Origin of the sequence: Listeria sp. ILCC797 (assembly GCF_900186185.1) — a bacterium.
GTDB classification, from domain to species: domain Bacteria; phylum Bacillota; class Bacilli; order Lactobacillales; family Listeriaceae; genus Listeria; species Listeria goaensis.
This window is the reverse complement of sequence record NZ_FYBS01000011.1, coordinates 42,981-60,474: the sequence shown is the minus strand read 5'-3', so window position 1 is coordinate 60,474 and position 17,494 is coordinate 42,981. Positions and strand designations below refer to the sequence as shown.

The window sequence follows — 17,494 nt, the reverse complement described above, 5'->3', positions numbered from 1 at the left end:
AATCACCTATTCTAAATTTTTTATTTCTAAAGAGAATGGGACAAACAAATATTTGCCCCATTTCTGATTTTTACATATCAACTTTCTTACCTTTAGCTTCTTTGCGTTTAATAATCGCGTATCTTACAAAGATGTTTCCAAACGCTATTACAAGAACCCCTGCAAGCAAGCCAATTAAATAAGCTGGTAAATGCTCAACAAGTGGCCAGCCCCAAACTGCTGGGAGTGGTAGCCACTGCACTGCGCCTAAGGCAACTGCTGTACAGGAACCTACGATAGCCCCAATCACATTGATAGGAATCGTAATCAGCGGATTTCTTAGCATAAACGGAATTGCACCTTCTGAAATGGCTAGAAATCCTAGTAGGAATGAAGTGCCTCCAACAACACGTAGCTCTTGTGAATACACACGTCGTCCAACAACAAATCGATCGATCATCGTAGATAAGCCAAGTCCAAGTGGCGGAATGACAATTGCAAGTACACGGGCAGTTAGTGGAAAAATGCCATCTGCTGCTAAACCGATTGCAATTGCACCGGCTGCTTTATTGACTGGTCCACCTAAGTCGAATGCTGTTGCAGCTGCAATAACTGCTGATAGACCAATCTCTCCTGCCCCACTCATATTTGTAATCACATCGGCAATCCATTTATTTAAAGCTCCAAATACTGGATCCACGAAATACATATTGAGTACAAAGATGAAAAGTACCGATAAGCCTGGAACCAAGAACATTGGCTTCATAGCGCTTAAATTTTTACTTAATTTAATCTTGTTGTTTAAGAAACGAGAAAAGTAACCTGCCGCAATACCTAAGACTAATGCTCCTAAGAACCCACTTGGAATTCCGCCATCAATTCCCCAGAATGTGTAATGTAACCCGCCTGCAAAAAGTCCACCTGCAAAACCTGCTACTAAACCAAGGCGGTCTGCAATGGAATAAGCCGCAAACATTGCAAATACTGGATAAATAAATTTGAAGAGTAAGTTTCCGAATGCATCTAGATAATGCAAGAAGGTGACTAGACCACCCGTATCACGGTAAGCGGCTTCACCAATAACGGCTGGATCCATTCCAAGCGCTAAGCTCCAAACAAGTTTCGCAATTCCTAGCATTAACCCTGCGGCAACGAGAAGTGGAATCATGTATGAAATCCCTGTCATTACAGCCGTAATGATTTCATTTTTAATTCCTTTCTTTTCCGTGCCAGAATTAGTTGATATTTCTTCAACTGTCCCCTCTACAATTCCTTGGGGAGAATTCAAGGCTTGATTAATAATTTCTTCACTTCGTTTTAAAGGTTCCGCTACTTTCACTTGTACATAAGGCAGACCTGCAAAGCGTTCACGTTCTTTAACTTTTGTATCGACTGCAAAAATAATGCCTGAAGCTTTTTTCACCATTTCAGGCGTAATTTTATCTTCTAGACCGTTAGCACCTTGTTTTTCAACATGGATTTTAATGCCCATTTCAGTTGCTTTCTTCTCTAAAGTTTCAGCTGCCATATACGTATGCGCGATTCCTGTTGCACAAGAAGTAATGGCTAAAAGAAACTTATCCGAATTCACCTTTTCGGAAGTCTTTTCTTCTTTTTCTTCAGATAATAAAGCTACAATTTCTTCTGACGAGTTTGCTGCCTTGATTGCATTTAGATAATTTTCATCTACTAATCGACTGCTTAGCTCAGCCAACAATTTTAAATGTGTCGTTCCTGCTTCGCTCTCTGGAATGGCTAAAAGAAAGATTACATCTACTTTATTTTCAGGATTTAAAGATGGCCAAGCTCCCTTTTTCATTGGTTCATCAAGAGTCATGACTGCAAATCCAGCTTTGTTAACAGCTTTACTTTTTCCATGTGGAATAGCTAAACCATTTTCCATTCCAGTTTCGGAATGTTCTTCTCGTTTATATACATCGGCTAAAAATTCGTCAATGCTTGCGATGTATTCGTTTTCAAAAAGTAGCCGAGCGAGTTTCGACAACGCTTCTTCTCTTGTGGAAACGTGTTGCTTCGCAAGAACTAAATTCGGTGCTATTAGCGCTCCAATATTCATTTAACTTTCTCCTTTGCTCTTTTGATAAAAATAATATATCACTAAAATGCAAACATTTTCATTCAGAATTTGGATAATTATCCAGAATAGGTTACAATAGGGCTGTGAAACGAATCAGGAAGGGGAAGACAAATGGGTGTTTTAATGGCTTACTACGGAAATCATCTCGATGAATTGAGTGAATCTGAAAAGTCGGTTTTTTTTAACCTTGATAACCATCCAGAGCTTGTGAATCAGATGAATTTGACGGATTTAGCAAAACGAATTGCTTCTTCTAATTCTACAGTTATTCGATTAGCTCAGCGACTTGGCTTTCAAGGATATTCGCAGTTTAAATACGAAATTAATCAGCTGCTTGCGCAAATGGTACAAATTCAAGAGAAGGATTTAGTGGCGCAATATCATCGCTTTTTTGAGCAATCTTTGCAAACTTTAACTTTAGAATCGATTGACTATTTTGCAAAGCACATTTATGAAGCAGAAAGTCTGTTTATAGTCGGAGTAGGCTTAACCAAACCTCTTGCTGAATATATGAGTAAATACTTGTACCAACTGAATCGTCCTTCCATGTATATATATGAATCGCATATGCTTGATTTACTTCCACAACTTTGTAAGCGAAACGATTTGGTTATTTTTATCAGTATGAGCGGTGAAACGAGTAGTTTACTTGCCTCGGCTAAAAAAGTAAAACAAACTGGCTGTCCGATTCTTTCAATGACAAATGCAAAGAATAATTCACTAAATAATTTGGTGCTTAGTAGTATTAGTGCGGGAATTCCAACAAATGCTTTTCATAACTATGATATTACTTCACGCTCGTTTTTAATGATTCAAATCGATTTGATTCTTGAACTGTTTTTGAAAAAGTATGCAGATAATTAATCGACTATTCCATTCCCCCACTTTCCTATGTTCTTGCTCATCTTTATTCAATTATTGCTTATATTAAATTTTGAAATACACCTTGGCTTTCGGTGGATTTTTGGACTTTAGGAGTAATTTATCGTTTAAAAAGAATTTGTTTTTTTGAAAGTGTGTGGTATACTCGAAATAAGAAAAGGGATATGCGCTAACATATCCCCGCACAGAGCCATTAAAGATGGTGGCTGATTAGATGATATAAATAACCATCCTTTCGTCCAAAGAATTAGATGGTTATTTTTTTTGCTTATCGTTCGAGTCACGAACAGCTAATACTAACATTGCAAAAGCAATCATCAGCACTAGCGTTTCATACACCGACACAGTTAATCCTTTCCAGGAAGAAACCTCGAATAAACATCGGCCTCACCCCCTTGCTAGGGAATTTCAGCCACCATCTTTACTTCTCTGCTCATTTATCTTAACACGAATTGAGTCTCTTTTCTATCCCCTTTTATCTAGTAGAATATTGATTTTTGTGAGGTATCCATGTTTTTCAAAAGTTATAACTCTTCCAAAAAACTCTCATTGAGTTCATTTTCACTAGTATGCTATTAAAATATTATTTTCCCACGTAAAAAAGCGAAGGAGTCAAATCCTTCGCTTTTCTTATGGTAAGAATGTTTCGTCCATTAAATAAAAGTCAACCTCACGCGCAGCTTCTCTGCCTTCTGCAATGGCTGTCACAACGAGGCTTTGGCCGTATCTTGCGTCCCCACAAGCGAATACTGCTTCCTCACTCGTTCTGTAAAACCCTTTTGCGGCATCAATTGTGTGGCGCTTTGTTTGGCCCACATTAAAATTCGTGAAAATATCATCTGTAGCGCCAGCGAATCCAGCGGCAATTAGAACCATGTCGGCTTCAAAGAAACGTTCAGTACCTGGTATTTGTGTGTACTTATGATTCTCTACATCATGGTCCACTTGAACAGTGTGAAGACCAATTAGGTTTCCAGCGTCGTCTTTTTCAAACGCGACTGTGCTAATTAAATACTCGCGTGGATCAGCACCATAAACGGCTTCCGCTTCAGCGTGAGCGTAATCCATCTGGAAAATATGTGGGTATTCAGGCCACGGGTTTTTCCCGGTCCGCTGTTCCGGAAGCTTACCGCGGTGTCCGAATTGGTGGATGGAGGTTGCACCTTGCCGAAGGGCTGTCGCAACACAATCCGCACCGGTGTCACCACCGCCAATGATAATCACCTTTTTCCCCTGTGCAGAGAGGGTTTGAACGCCCTTGTTATCGAGATTGTCGCGAATGCTTTCGGTCAAGTACGGGACGGCCATGTGAATGCCTGCTGCTTCTCGTCCAGGGATTTCAACATCACGCGGCTTGCTTGCACCCGTTGCTAGGACGACGGCATCGAATTCAGCTTTTAAGTCCGTCATTGTGATGTCAACGCCGGCGTTGACGTTTGTCACAAATTCGACGCCTTCAGCGGCCATCAAATTGACACGGCGCATGACGGATTCTTTCTCGAGTTTCATCGTTGGGATGCCGTACATGAGCAAGCCGCCGATACGATCGCTTTTTTCATAAACCGTGACGAAGTGCCCCGCCTTGTTTAACTGATCAGCGCAAGCAAGACCAGCGGGACCAGAGCCGATGATGGCAATCCGTTTACCCGTCCTATTTTGCGGTGGCTCTGGCTGAATCCACCCTTCGGCAAATCCGCGGTCAATGATTTCCTTTTCAATCGATTTAATGCCGACCGCCGGTTCCGAAATCGCGACCGTACACGCCCCTTCGCACGGGGCTGGACAGACACGCCCAGTAAACTCTGGGAAATTGTTCGTCTTCATAAGCAACATGAGCGCTTCTTTCCAGTCGCCGCGGTAAACCGCATCGTTCCACTCAGGAATCAAATTGTTCAGCGGGCAACCCGATACGCCGTTTTTAATTTCCATGCCAACGCTACAAAACGGGACACCGCAGTCCATGCAACGCGCCGCTTGAATCGTTAAATCCTGTTCCGGCATCGGTAGATTATATTCATTCCAGTCGCGCGTCCGCGTTTTCGGATCGCGAACGGGCGCTTTAATCCGTTTATAGTCCATAAAACCAGTTGATTTTCCCAAATTCATCGCCTCCTTTACTGCGCCGTAACTTCCTCTTTATTTCCCGTCAGCTCATAAAATGCTGCCAGTTCAGCCGCCGCATGCGTTTCACCGCTCGCTTCAAGCTCTTCCATTCGCGTCAAAATCGCCTCATATTCATGCGGAATGACGTACACGAAATGCTCAAGTTCATTTTCAAATTGGTCTAAAATGGATTTCGCGAACTTGCTCCCTGTGTAGGCGACATGGCGAATCAGCATATCCTTCAAACGATTCGCCTCCCGCGCAGAAGACACGCTCCGCACCGAAACAAGTTCGTGGTTCGTCTTCAAATGAAAGGCTTCCTTGTCACGCGTATAAACGTACGCCACACCGCCTGACATTCCCGCTGCGAAATTGTCTCCCACTTCGCCTAGAATGGCTACGGCACCACCTGTCATATATTCACAGCCATTATCGCCGATGCCTTCTACAACGGCGGTCGCACCGCTATTTCGTACGGCAAATCTGGCGCCCGCTTTTCCTAACATATAAGCTTCTCCGCCTGTTGCGCCGTAAAGTGTGACGTTGCCGACGATGGCCGATTCGTGCGGATTTACGGGTGTCTTGTCATTTGGTGCGACGATGAGTTTCCCGCCTGACAGCCCTTTTCCGAAGTAATCGTTCGCATCGCCTATGATTCGAAGTGTCATACCATTTGGCGTAAAGGCACCAAAACTTTGACCTGCAGCACCGATAAACGTCAAATCAACGGTATCTTCCGGTAAGCCTTCTGCGCCAAATTTTTCGCTAATCATTGAACCCGAGATGGTGCCAATTGCGCGGTCAATGTTGCGCACAGGGAATGTCCCCGTCACTTTTTGCCCCGCTTCAAGTGCTGGCTGAATTTGCTGTACAATTTGACGGGCATCAAGCGTTTCTTCTAACTTATGATTTTGCGCCTTCGTGCAAATTTGCGTCTGTGTTTTGTAGAAGTCATCTGTATAAAGCAACTTGCTGAAGTCCAAATATTTCGCTTTCCAGTGCGCGTCTTTTCGTTCGTGGAGTGTGATATATTGTTTTTGGCCAATTAGTTCGTCCAGCGTGCGGAAACCTAGTTCCGCCATCATTTCACGCATTTCTTGAACGATAAACTGGAAGAAATTCACAACATAGTCGGCGGAACCGGCAAATTTTTTGCGCAGCTCTGGATTTTGTGTTGCGACGCCAACCGGGCAAGTATCCATGTGACAAACGCGCATCATGACGCAGCCGAGTGTCACGAGCGGTGCTGTCGCAAAACCATATTCTTCTGCGCCTAGTAATGCCGCGATGAGAACGTCTTTACCAGTCATCATTTTGCCGTCTGTTTCCAAGGTGACTTGATTTCTAAGGCCATTCAATAGGAGCGTTTGCTGTGTTTCCGCGAGACCAATTTCCCACGGTAAACCAGTGTGGCGAATGCTACTTCTGGCAGCAGCACCTGTTCCGCCTTCATAGCCGCTAACTAAAATGACATCGGCGTTTCCTTTTGCCACACCAGACGCGATTGTGCCCACGCCGGTTTTCGAAACGAGTTTCACATTAATACGCGCCTTTTGATTCGCATTTTTTAAGTCAAAAATAAGTTGGGATAAATCTTCAATTGAATAAATATCATGATGTGGTGGCGGGGAAATGAGGCCGACTCCAGTTGTTGAACCACGTGTTTTGGAAATCCACGGATACACTTTCTTCCCAGGCAAGTGTCCTCCTTCGCCTGGTTTCGCCCCCTGTGCCATTTTAATTTGCAACTCTTCCGCATTGACCAGGTAATGGCTTGTTACGCCAAACCGACCAGACGCCACTTGTTTAATCGCGCTTCGGCGCAAATCGCCGTTTGCATCGCGCACAAAACGCGCTGGATTTTCACCGCCCTCACCGCTATTGCTTTTGCCACCAAGGCGATTCATTGCTACAGCGAGCGCTTCGTGGGCTTCTTGGCTAATCGAACCGTAAGACATCGCACCCGTTTTAAACCGTTTAAAAATCGCTTCGGCTGGTTCAACTTCCTCGATAGGAACGGGCTTACGATCACTTTTTATATCAAACAAGCCACGTAGAAAAGCTTGATTTTGATTTTGCATTAAATCGGCGTATAGTTCGTAAGCTTCGCGGTCATTTTCGCGTGTCGCGCGTTGCAAGGAGTGAATCGCAAGCGGATTATAGACGTGATATTCGCCGTTTGAACGCCACTGGTATTCACCGCCTGAATCTAGCGTAAACGCCTGATAGCCAATATCGTGAAACGCTTGTCTATGGCGGAGCCACGCTTCTTTCGCAATAATATCAAGCGGGATGCCAGATAATACGCTTGCCGTCCCAGGGAAATATTTCTCTGTTACGTCAGTGCCAATGCCAATCGCTTCAAAAATTTGTGCCCCGCGGTAACTTTGCACAGTGGAAATCCCCATTTTCGACATCACTTTTAAAATTCCGTCTGTGAGCGCCTCCATGTATCTCGTTTCCGCTTCATCAAGCGTAAAACCTTTCATGCGACCTTGCTCAATTAAATCATGGAAAGCGTGCAGCGCAAGATACGGGAAAATCGCATCCGCACCATAGCCAATAAGTGTTGCGCATTGATGAACGTCACGCGCCTCGGCTGTTTTCACGATGAGGCTCGCTTTCGTCCGCAAACCTTTTTGAATCAAATGTTGATGCAAACCACTTACCGCAAGGAGTGACGGAATACCAATCCAATCGGCGTTCGTCCCTTCGTCCGTTAAAACAATGAGCTTGCTACCTGCTTGAATGGCTTCTTCTACTTGGGTAAAAAGAATGTTTAAGCGCGCATCTAGCGACTCGCATTCTTCTTGTTTGAACAGCATCGGTAAAATCGTCGTGGCTTCGCTAAATTTAGTTTGGTTTTTTAGGGCCGCATATTCCTTACGCGTCAAAATTGGCGTTTTCAAGCGGATTCGATTAGCGTTTTGTGCGCCAGGAGCTAAAATATTTCCTTCGTCGCCTAGAAGCGTCATCGTCGACACAACCGTTTCCTCGCGAAGTCCGTCGATCGGCGGATTCGTCACCTGCGCAAATAGTTGCTTGAAGTAATTAAACAAAAGTTGTGGTCGTTTCGAAAGCACTGCAAGCGGCGCGTCGTACCCCATTGCGCCCATCGGATCTTTTTTCTCCGTCACCATCGGAATTAAAATTTTGTTCAACTCGTCCTGCGTGTAGCCAAAAGCCTGCTCGAGTTTAAAACAAGCCGATTTTGTGAGCGGCACGAAATCCTCTTTTACATCTTTCGTGAGCTCGGAAATATCGGTTAGATTTTCAAGCCAGTCCGCATATGGTTCCGCCGATTCTAATGCCCCTTTAAGCTCGGCGTCCGGAATGATACGCCCTTGCTCCAAATCAATGAGCAGCATTTGGCCAGCGCCAACGGTTTCTTTTTTCACAACGTCCGCTTCATCAACTGGCACAACACCTGTTTCCGACGAATAAATGATTGTCCCGTCTTTCGTCAAATAATAACGAGCCGGACGCAAGCCGTTGCGATCTAAAATTGTCCCAATGACGCGGCCGTCCGTGAAGGAAATCGAAGTCGGTCCGTCCCACGGTTCCATGAGTGTCGCGTGATACTCATAAAACGCACGTTTTTCCTCCGACATATTTTTGTTTTTATCCCACGGCTCCGGAATGAGCATCATTGCCGCGTGCGGGAGCGCCCGCCCTGTTTGCACGAGGAATTCAAGCGCATTATCAAGCGTGGCCGAGTCGCTACCTGCTTCATCAATGATTGGCAAAACCTGACCGAGCTTTTTGCCAAAAAGTGGACTTTCTGCGCGTTTCTCACGAGCCTTCATCCAGTTCACATTGCCGCGTTGTGTGTTGATTTCACCGTTATGAATCAAGTAGCGGTAAGGATGCGCCCGCTCCCAGCTTGGAAATGTGTTCGTCGAAAAGCGCGAATGAACGAGCGCAAAAGCCGACGTGTATTCTTGGCTTGCGAGGTCCAAATAATACGCGCTAATCTGCTCTGGCAGTAACATCCCTTTATAAATCACTGTCCGAGTTGATAAACTCGGCACGTAAAAAGTCCCTTCTAAGTCAAGTGTCTTTGCAAAATTTTCAATTTGTTTCCGTATCAAATAAAGCGCGCGTTCAAATTCCTTTTCAGAACGTGCTTCTTCCTGTTCAATAAAAATCTGGTAAATTGCCGGCTCCGTCTGTTTCGCGCCCGCGCCAATTTTCGTTGCATCGGTTGGCACTTTTCGGTAGCCAAGAAACGTTTGCCCTTCTTCCGAAACAATTGCCGCAAACCGTTCCATCAGCTTTGTGCGTTCAAATTCATCTTGCGGAAAATTAATCATGCCCACCGCATATTTAAATTTTTCTGGAAGTGAAATGCCCTCTTCAGAACAAACTTTTCTAAAAAAAGCATCTGAAATTTCAAGTAAAATGCCAGCGCCATCACCCGTATCTCCGCCAACTTCACCACCGCGGTGTTTAAGCTGGCATAACATGTGAATCCCTTGCTCCACAATTTTATGCGAACTTTTATTTTGTACATTCGCCACAAAACCGATTCCACAAGCATCATGCTCATTTTCTGGATTATATAAACCATGTTTTTTTGGCAATCCTACATTTCTCATTCAAATTCCTCCTCCAGCATCCGCCTCTCTTTATTGACGGAATAAACTAAATTGATAGAAAATTCTCTCCCATCAAGTGACGTTTTGTGTAAGTTCTATTTTATCCCTTTTCATTTATCGAAACAATATATATAATAGAATAAAACAATCTCATTTTGAGAACGAAAGAAGTGTTTAACGTGGAACTACGCCAATTAAAATATTTTATGGAAGTCGCAAGAGTCGAACATATGACGCAAGCATCCGAAAATTTACACGTCGCCCAATCTGCCGTCAGTAGGCAGATTATTAAACTCGAAGATGAACTCGGCGTGGCGCTGTTTGAACGCGTCGGCCGAAATATGCGCCTTACAAATGTTGGGAGAGATTTTCTTGAACAAGCCAAGCGCGCCTTCAATGAACTCCAAAAAGCAGAATCCATTGTTACCGAGTATACCAACCCAACACTTGGAACCGTGCGCGTCGGGCTCCCTAACTCGCTCGCCACAAAAGTTTTACCCGCCGTCATTTCCAAGTTTCGGGAAAAATATCCCGACATTTCCTATCAATTTCTGGAAGGCTCAAACGCAGAACTCACAAACATGCTACACTCTGGCGACCTCGACTTCACGTTTTTGTCACCCGTCCCAGCTGAATCCGAATTTTTTCACACAACCCGCTTTTTTGATGAAAAATTAAAAGTAATCGTCCCAAAAACGCATCCGCTAAGCAGCGAGCAGACGTTAACGCTTCAAGACCTCGTCCAAGAAAAATTTATCCTTTATCCGAGCGACTTCGATTTATTCCAAATCGTCCAAAAGTCCGCCGAAAAAAAAGGTATTATGCTTGATATCGCCTTTCAAAGCACCGATTTCTACACAATTCAAGGCCTAGTCGGCGCTGGACTCGGCATTTCCATTCTCCCAGAAATGATTTTAGACGGTGCCATCTTCAAAGAAACCATCAGCATCCCTTTGCGCGACAAGGACTTACGCCGTTCAGTCGGCCTCATCACCACCAAAAAACGCAATTTATCTCCATCCGAACGACTATTTCACGATTTTATTTTAGAATTTTTCCAAAGCAAATAGATTTTTCGCATCAAAATAAAGAAGCATACATCCAAGTAACCATTCCATTTCAAACATGGTTGTTACTGAATTTATGCCTCTTTTTTTCGCACTCCTTTACACTTGGTTAAACGCATCGGGATAGCTAACTTCTCCGCTAAAATCAGTTAAGCCGCCCGGATACAATTCAAGCGCTAAAAAGTTTTCTTCCGGGACATCAAACGGTGCAGAAATCCCAAAATCAGCAGCTTTCTTAAAACCAAATTTAGGATAGTAAGACGCATGGCCGAGCACGATAATTCCCGGATATGCTTTGGCACGCGAAAGCCGAATGCCCTCCTCAATGAGCGCACTCCCGACCCCTTCGCCTTGAAATTCTGGCAACACCGAAACCGGTGCAAGACCAAGTAAAACGCGTGTTTCCCCTTCTCTTTCAAGAAAAATTTCACTAAGCAAGGCGTGACCGACAAGTTGTCCGTCTAACGTTTCAGCGACAAGTGAAAGGTCACAGACATACTGCTCCGTTTCACGAATTAAATCCACTAACTTAGCTTCATCTTCGCGACCAAAAGCGCGTTTATGAATCTCAAAAATTTCCCGATTTTCCTCCTGCGTTTCTATCCGTATGTTCATTTTATCTAACCTGCTTTTCCATTCGATATTTTTCAAGCCCAAGTATCGCTTGCTCGACTTTATCCGCAGTTATTTCACCCGGCATCATATGAATTGTTTCGCCCGCCTCTGTCGCACGAGTTGAAACAGCGCGTATATCGCTTTCAGAAAGCGACTCCGTCAACATATCGGCAAGTGAAGTCGGCAAACCAAGCGCCGTATAAAATGGCAGTAACCGTTCCAATTCATCAAAACGATTTTCAAGAACGAGTTGAACGAACACGCCGTACGCAACTTTATTCCCATGTAAGATAGAATGTGTTTCTGGAATCATTGTGAGTGCATCGTGAATTGAATGTGCGCCAGCCGTTCGGCCATAGCGGTCACCAAAGCCACCCACCATTCCAGCAACTAAAATATTCGTTTCAACCGTTTTAATAAACGCATCATTTAATTCGCCCGCTTCCATTGCAGCAATTGCCGAAACGCTAAGCTCTAACAGATTTTCCCGACATTTATTCGCTGCAAAGTAAGCAATTTCAACTTCAACCGGCAGATTTTCCAGCTGGGAAATGATGACATCCGCCTCGTACCATTTCGCAAGCGTATCACCAATTCCAGCAATCATTAGCGAGATTGGAGAATGCAAAATGATTTCCGGCTCAATTAAAACAAGCGCGTTGCTTTCAGGGAACACATCGTAGCAAATCATAGCGCCGTTTTGATCATACATGACGCTAAGTGGTGTCGCTGCCGCACAAGTCGAAGCAAGTGTTGGTAAAATAAGTACTGGCATGCGTAACACATGCGCAGCCGCTTTCGCTAAGTCCGTTATTTTCCCACCGCCAACTGCAATAATCGCTTCAAATTGTTTTTCTTGAACGAGGCGAACAATTCGGTCGCGCTCTTCGTAGGTGCAGTCGCCATTATATTGTTCAAATGAAACGGTCACCTCTGGCAAATCAGGAAATTTCTCCTCAGCCACTTCCCATGACTTGTCGCCATGCAAAACGAGGACTTTTTCCAAACGACGTCTTTTTAAATGTTCCGGTAGCGTTTTCCATGCGCCCGTTGTACAAACATATTCTTGCGGTGCTCCGCGTACAATCAATTCTTCAACCATGATGAATCCTCCTCCAAATCTTTTGCCACTAATAAATAGTCTGCTTTTCTTGCAAAGTGAAGAATGAGCTCCGTGAACTCTCCTTCACTCGATTTAATTTCCACGCTGTGGCCGAGCTTTTTCGCCATTTGTTTCGCCAAATAAAGCCCAATGCCCGTCGCTTTCTTTTCTTTCCGACCAATCATGCCCGTGAAGCCTTGCTCAAACACGCGCGGCAAATCTTCTTCACTAATGCCACGACCGTTATCCCAAATATGCAAATCGATGCGCTCTTTTTCCTCCTCACACCAAATCTTCACTTCGCCACCCTCAGGCGTATACTTCAAAGCATTTGAAATAATCTGGTCCAAAATAAACCCAAGCCACTTGCTGTCCGTCCGCACATCAACGTTCACATCATCCATCGAAAGCTTTTTCTTCCCGGAAATAAACAGCCGAGAATGGCGCTTAATCGACTCCCTAACAACACTTCCAAGATTTTGTTCTTGGATAAAATAGTCTTTTGCAAATGTGTCAAGCCGGGAGAAGTACAGGGCTTGCATCACTAATTGATCCACCCGGTCAAGCTCCTCATCGACTTTCGAAAAAATCGTTGCAGTATCATTCAAATCCGGATTTTTAATCAGCATTTTACTAGCCACAAGTGGTGTCTTAACTTCATGCACCCAGTATAAAATAAAATCATGATATTCTTCTTGCTTATCTTGAAGCGCCGTCACCGTTTTTTGTTCTTCTCGATGCTTTTTGCGCATCAGTTCATTGAAGAAAGCTTGCTCGCTCGTACGCGGTTTCGGTAAGAGTTCGATAATATTTTCATCGATTTCCCCATCAACAAGCTCTTTCATTTCTTGCCAGTACCGATATTTAAAAATATAGCCGAGAATCAGATAGGCGACTAAAAACATGAACACGAAAAAGTATAAATAAATAATATTGCCGAGTGTTAGTTTACTGTTTGGATCAATGTAAATTAAAAGACCAACAAAAAACATGACGATGAAAAAGAAAAATAAGAAAAAGCGTTTATCGCGTACATAGCGCCACCAAGTCATTTAGCTCACCCTTTCTCGTCAATTTCAAGTGGAACAAAATCAAATTTTTGGAAATCAAACAGCCCTTGATCGGTAAGTTTATATTCTGGAATGACAGGCAAAGTAAGAAACGATAGCGTAAGAAACGGATCAAATCCGCGCGCCTGACTAATCGTCTGGAACACACTTAAAAGCGTTTCTAAATCGGCTTGCACTTTTTCAAACGGGGCATGTGTAAGTAGGCCCGCAATTTCGAGGCGCAACTCGCCAAGCAATTTGCCATTTGCAACAACGACAACGCCGCCGCCAATTTCCGTTAAACGACGAATCGCAAAATCAATGTCCGCATCATTCATACCAACCGCCACAATATTATGAGAATCATGGGCTACAGTGGTCGCAATGGCGCCGTTTTGCATACCGAAACCTTTCACAATGCCTAGGCCAACATTTTCCGTTCCTTTATGCCGCTCCACAACGACCATTTTAGCTAAATCGCGGGAAGCGTCGGGAACAAATTCGCCGTTTTTGAGGTCCACAGTGGCGGTTAAACGCTCGGTGAATAAACTGTTTGGCAACATGCCCATCACGCGTACGTTTTCCGATTTCAAAGTGAGTCGCAAATCTTTTTTCGTTAAGCGATGTGTGATTTTTGGCGATACAAAATTGGTAGCCGCTTTTCCGAATTTTTCTTCCAAGCGAATGCCGTCCTGAACGAGTAGCTCTCCTTTTTTGAAAACTTTTGTAATCGCAACATCCTCCAAGCGTTCGAGGAAAACAAGATCCGCTTGGTAGCCGGCTGCAACCGCCCCCAAATAAGGTAAATTATGACAGTTTGCAGCATTAATTGTTGCCATTTGAATCGCTGTAATCGGCGCAATCCCGTGCGCAATCGCAAGCCGAATATTGTAATTAATCGACCCCTCCCGAACTAAATCCGGAATTAATTTATCATCTGTACAAAAACAAAAACGGTGACTGTTTTCAATTCGCACAGCCTGAATCGCTTTTTCTAAATCGCGTCCAACTGTTCCTTCACGAAGCATGACAAACATGCCCGCCTGAACGCGGTCTAGCGCCTCATCGCGCGTCGTACTTTCATGGTCCGTCCGAATCCCAGCCGCCAAATAATTATTCAAGTTATCGCGCGTTAAGCCGGCCCCGTGCCCATCAATGCGCCCGCCATTCGCTTTCGCATCAATGATTTTCTGTAAAATATCAGCCGAGCCTGATGCGACCGACGGAAAATCCATCACTTCCGCAAGCCCAATGACTTTCTCATGTGTATAAAGCGGCTTTAAATCTTCCGCAAGAAGTGTGGCCCCGTTGTTTTCTTGGGGCGTTGCTGGGACAGAAGATGGTGACATGACAAACATATCGATTGGCGCGTCTTCTGCATCTGCTAGCATAAATTCGATTCCCGGAACGCCTGCCACATTGGCGATTTCATGTGGATCCGTCACAATCGTTGTGACACCATTTGGCAAAAGTACACGGGCAAACTCGCTCGGTGTAATCATGGCGCTCTCCACATGGACGTGGGCATCTATAAAGCCAGGCGCGATATATTGCCCTTTCGCATCAATAATTTTAGCAGCCTCTTCAAACGAGCCAATGCCGGCGATATAACCGTTTTTAATGGCAATGTCGCCCTCCATAATTTCTCCTGTAAAGACGTTGATAATTCGACCATTTTTAATAATACAATCCGCCTTCGCCCGATGATCACTGACGGCAATGCGCTCACGTAAACTTTGAACTGTTTCCAACTCGAAATCCTCCTCTTATTTTTGTTCAAAAAAACCTTCGTCGTTTAAATAGCTTTCCGCGGCTTCAATCGTTGGGAATATCGCTTCCACATTTTCGAAAGCGTAAACAATCCACATTTTATTTTCATAAATTAAGGACAGTTTTTCATTAAATTCATCAACATACGTTATTTCTTGCCCTTCTTGGAATATATCCCCGTCGCTATCCATATATGCGATTGCAGCTTCGATGAGCCCGACTAATTCGGATTCGCTTGCTTCAAAAACGTTGAAATAACCTTGTTTATCAAGCGTATCCGCATCTAAATACGGCGCATACACATAGCCATTTCCGTTAGGATGTAAATGTTTAATTAAGATGGACTTATCACGTTTACTTTCTGGATAATGATAATTCACACGCCCAAGCGAAATCGCTTTTTCCTCTAATTGGGTATACCGGGAAATAATTTGTTTTTTCTCTTCAAAAGTTAGCATCGTCTTCTCTTCTTTCTTATTTAAAATCTTTCGCTAGCATTTGTTCTTTGGCAACAACTGGTAGCCAGTCATGGACATCTTGAAAGATGAAGCCAAGATTTTTAGCTTTTGTATTGTCTAAATAATACGATTTCGGAATATCAAACGGCGATTCGTTTTCATCATCAGTTTCCGAAACATCAGCAACATGCGCTTTTTTCTGCGTAATTGTTTCTAATGTTTCGATTAATTCGCTAAGCTTGTAAACACCATTTGACGCCGCGTTTATCGGGCCAGTAAAGTCTGACTTCGTGCCGATAAACGCAAGAAACCGCGCAGCTTCGTCTGAGGTAATAAACCCGATTTCCGCCTCCTCGTTTTGGAGCCCGATTTCTGTACCATTCATGATTCTTGATGTATGAAATTGCAGACGCTTCGTGTAATCATCGGCGCCAAGCACGATTGGAAAACGTACAGCGACCACGTCGAAATCCGCTTTCTGGCAATATACCGCTTCGCCGAGACGCTTCCCTTCGCCGTAATCAAAGTCCATGCGGTCGCCAAGAATAATTTCGTAGTGCTTGCTATCAAAATCTTCTTCCAAAAGCGCCCGTCCTTTTATCCCGTAAACCGAAAGAGAGGACGTATAAATCAGCCGCGTTTTCTTGCCTTTAAAGGCTTGAATTAAATAAAGCGCATCTTGCGGTGAAAAACAAATATTGTCATAAATTACATCAAATTGTTCATTTGCCAGTTGAAATAAATCTTCGCGCCGCTCGCGATTTAATTTTAAATGCCTCACACCAGCTGGAATAGTCACATCCGCCTTGCCGCGCGTCACAATCGTCACACGGTGCCCCTCCGCTTGCAAAATATCCACAAGACGCTTACCAAAAAAACGCGTACCACCTAAAACTAAAACCTTCATCCAAACCCCTCCTTTTTTTATGTAAAAACAGGAAGTAAAAGTTTCTCGTAGCAAAAGAAACCTACTTCCTCCAATTTATTCAATCATATAGCCCTGCCCTTTTTTCGTCTTGATGAAATCATCTAAGCCAATTTCGGCAAGTTTTTTACGAATGCGCACAACATTAACGGTAAGCGTATTGTCGTCCACAAAACTTTCATCTTCCCAAAGTGCACGCATGATTTCGTCACGGCTAACAATACTGCCTTTTTGTTTCATTAATTCATATAAAATTAAAAACTCATTTTTAGTCAGCTCAATCTTTTCATCAAGAAAAGTAAGCGTGTTTGTGTCGATATGCAAAAAGACATTATTATGTTCCATGACATTGGGCTCTTCAAGTTCAGCATACGAATAAGTACGCCGCAGAAGCGCATTAATTCGCGCCATTAAAACGTCCAAATCGACAGGTTTTTCAATATAATAATCTGCCCCCATATTCATGCCCATAATTTGATCCATACGCGAATTTCTAGAAGACAAGAAAATAATAGGTACGTTCGAAACTTCGCGAATTTGATTGCACCAGTAAAAACCATCAAAGTATGGCAAATTCACATCTAAAATAACCAATTGTGGTTCGAATTCTAAAAACTCATTTAAAATGTTATTAAAATCCTCTACGGTGTGAATATCAAAGCCCCACTTCATCAAATGTTTTTGAATCGTATCGCGAATGACTAAATCATCTTCTACAATATAAACTTTAACCATCGTTTTGCCTCCAATTTCAAACTAACACCACACGACCAGTTCTATTTGTATTTCATTTCGCAGCGCATATCTGTCTCCATCACCGGATAATGAAATCACCTGCTTTAAAGTAA

General features: G+C 43.6%; 13 protein-coding genes. 2 read left to right on the top strand and 11 right to left on the bottom strand.

Annotated features, from left to right (window positions below; translation table 11 throughout):
- Positions 1-70: 70 nt before the first annotated feature.
- Entirely contained in the window at positions 71-2,056 is a 1,986-nt protein-coding gene (locus BN1609_RS11385) for a fructose-specific PTS transporter subunit EIIC (protein ID WP_088810887.1), read from the bottom strand.
- 132 nt (positions 2,057-2,188) lie between these two features.
- Here BN1609_RS11385 and BN1609_RS11380 point away from each other — a divergent pair, with 132 nt between their 5' ends.
- Complete coding sequence (locus BN1609_RS11380; protein ID WP_088810886.1) at positions 2,189-2,941, top strand: MurR/RpiR family transcriptional regulator; 753 nt, start codon at positions 2,189-2,191, stop codon at positions 2,939-2,941.
- A 273-nt stretch (positions 2,942-3,214) separates the two neighbouring features.
- On the opposite strand, the gene BN1609_RS14190 is transcribed toward BN1609_RS11380, so the two are convergent.
- The 3 genes from BN1609_RS14190 to gltB form a co-directional block, all read right to left on the bottom strand.
- Positions 3,215-3,304 carry a putative holin-like toxin gene (locus tag BN1609_RS14190; protein ID WP_220387118.1) on the bottom strand — a complete coding sequence of 30 codons (90 nt, stop codon included), beginning with the start codon at positions 3,302-3,304 and terminating at the stop codon, positions 3,215-3,217.
- A 285-nt stretch (positions 3,305-3,589) separates the two neighbouring features.
- Positions 3,590-5,059: a glutamate synthase subunit beta gene (locus BN1609_RS11375; protein WP_088839241.1), complete on the bottom strand. Its 1,470-nt coding sequence runs from the start codon at positions 5,057-5,059 to the stop codon at positions 3,590-3,592.
- A 14-nt stretch (positions 5,060-5,073) separates the two neighbouring features.
- Positions 5,074-9,660, bottom strand: a complete 4,587-nt coding sequence (gene gltB, locus BN1609_RS11370) for a glutamate synthase large subunit (protein ID WP_088840869.1) — start codon at positions 9,658-9,660, stop codon at positions 5,074-5,076.
- A 179-nt stretch (positions 9,661-9,839) separates the two neighbouring features.
- On the opposite strand from gltB, the gene BN1609_RS11365 reads away from it, so the two are divergent.
- Positions 9,840-10,730 carry a LysR family transcriptional regulator gene (locus BN1609_RS11365; protein WP_088810883.1) on the top strand — a complete coding sequence of 297 codons (891 nt, stop codon included), beginning with the start codon at positions 9,840-9,842 and terminating at the stop codon, positions 10,728-10,730.
- Positions 10,731-10,826: 96 nt separating this feature from the next.
- Here BN1609_RS11365 and BN1609_RS11360 read toward each other — a convergent pair whose 3' ends face one another.
- The 7 genes from BN1609_RS11360 to BN1609_RS11330 all read right to left on the bottom strand — a co-directional run bounded on the left by BN1609_RS11360 (position 10,827) and on the right by BN1609_RS11330 (position 17,381).
- Complete coding sequence (locus BN1609_RS11360) at positions 10,827-11,342, bottom strand: GNAT family N-acetyltransferase (RefSeq protein ID WP_088816218.1); 516 nt, start codon at positions 11,340-11,342, stop codon at positions 10,827-10,829.
- A gap of 1 nt (position 11,343) precedes the next feature.
- Positions 11,344-12,444: an iron-containing alcohol dehydrogenase family protein gene (locus BN1609_RS11355; RefSeq protein WP_088810881.1), complete on the bottom strand. Its 1,101-nt coding sequence runs from the start codon at positions 12,442-12,444 to the stop codon at positions 11,344-11,346.
- On the bottom strand, positions 12,429-13,496 hold the full coding sequence (locus BN1609_RS11350; RefSeq protein ID WP_088810880.1) for a sensor histidine kinase: 1,068 nt from the start codon (positions 13,494-13,496) through the stop codon (positions 12,429-12,431). Before BN1609_RS11350 ends, BN1609_RS11355 begins: the two co-directional genes overlap by 16 nt.
- A 5-nt stretch (positions 13,497-13,501) precedes the next feature.
- Positions 13,502-15,244 (bottom strand): adenine deaminase, encoded by a 1,743-nt coding sequence (gene ade, locus BN1609_RS11345; protein ID WP_088839238.1) that lies wholly within the window; start codon positions 15,242-15,244, stop codon positions 13,502-13,504.
- A gap of 15 nt (positions 15,245-15,259) precedes the next feature.
- A complete protein-coding gene (locus BN1609_RS11340; RefSeq protein ID WP_088816216.1) occupies positions 15,260-15,721 on the bottom strand; it encodes a hypothetical protein in 462 nt (153 codons plus the stop codon).
- Between the two features lie 16 nt (positions 15,722-15,737).
- The gene (locus BN1609_RS11335; RefSeq protein ID WP_088810877.1) at positions 15,738-16,628 is read right to left on the bottom strand and encodes an NAD-dependent epimerase/dehydratase family protein; all 891 of its coding nucleotides are present in this window, start codon (positions 16,626-16,628) and stop codon (positions 15,738-15,740) included.
- Between the two features lie 75 nt (positions 16,629-16,703).
- Positions 16,704-17,381 carry a response regulator transcription factor gene (locus tag BN1609_RS11330; protein WP_088810876.1) on the bottom strand — a complete coding sequence of 226 codons (678 nt, stop codon included), beginning with the start codon at positions 17,379-17,381 and terminating at the stop codon, positions 16,704-16,706.
- Between the last annotated feature and the right edge of the window lie 113 nt (positions 17,382-17,494).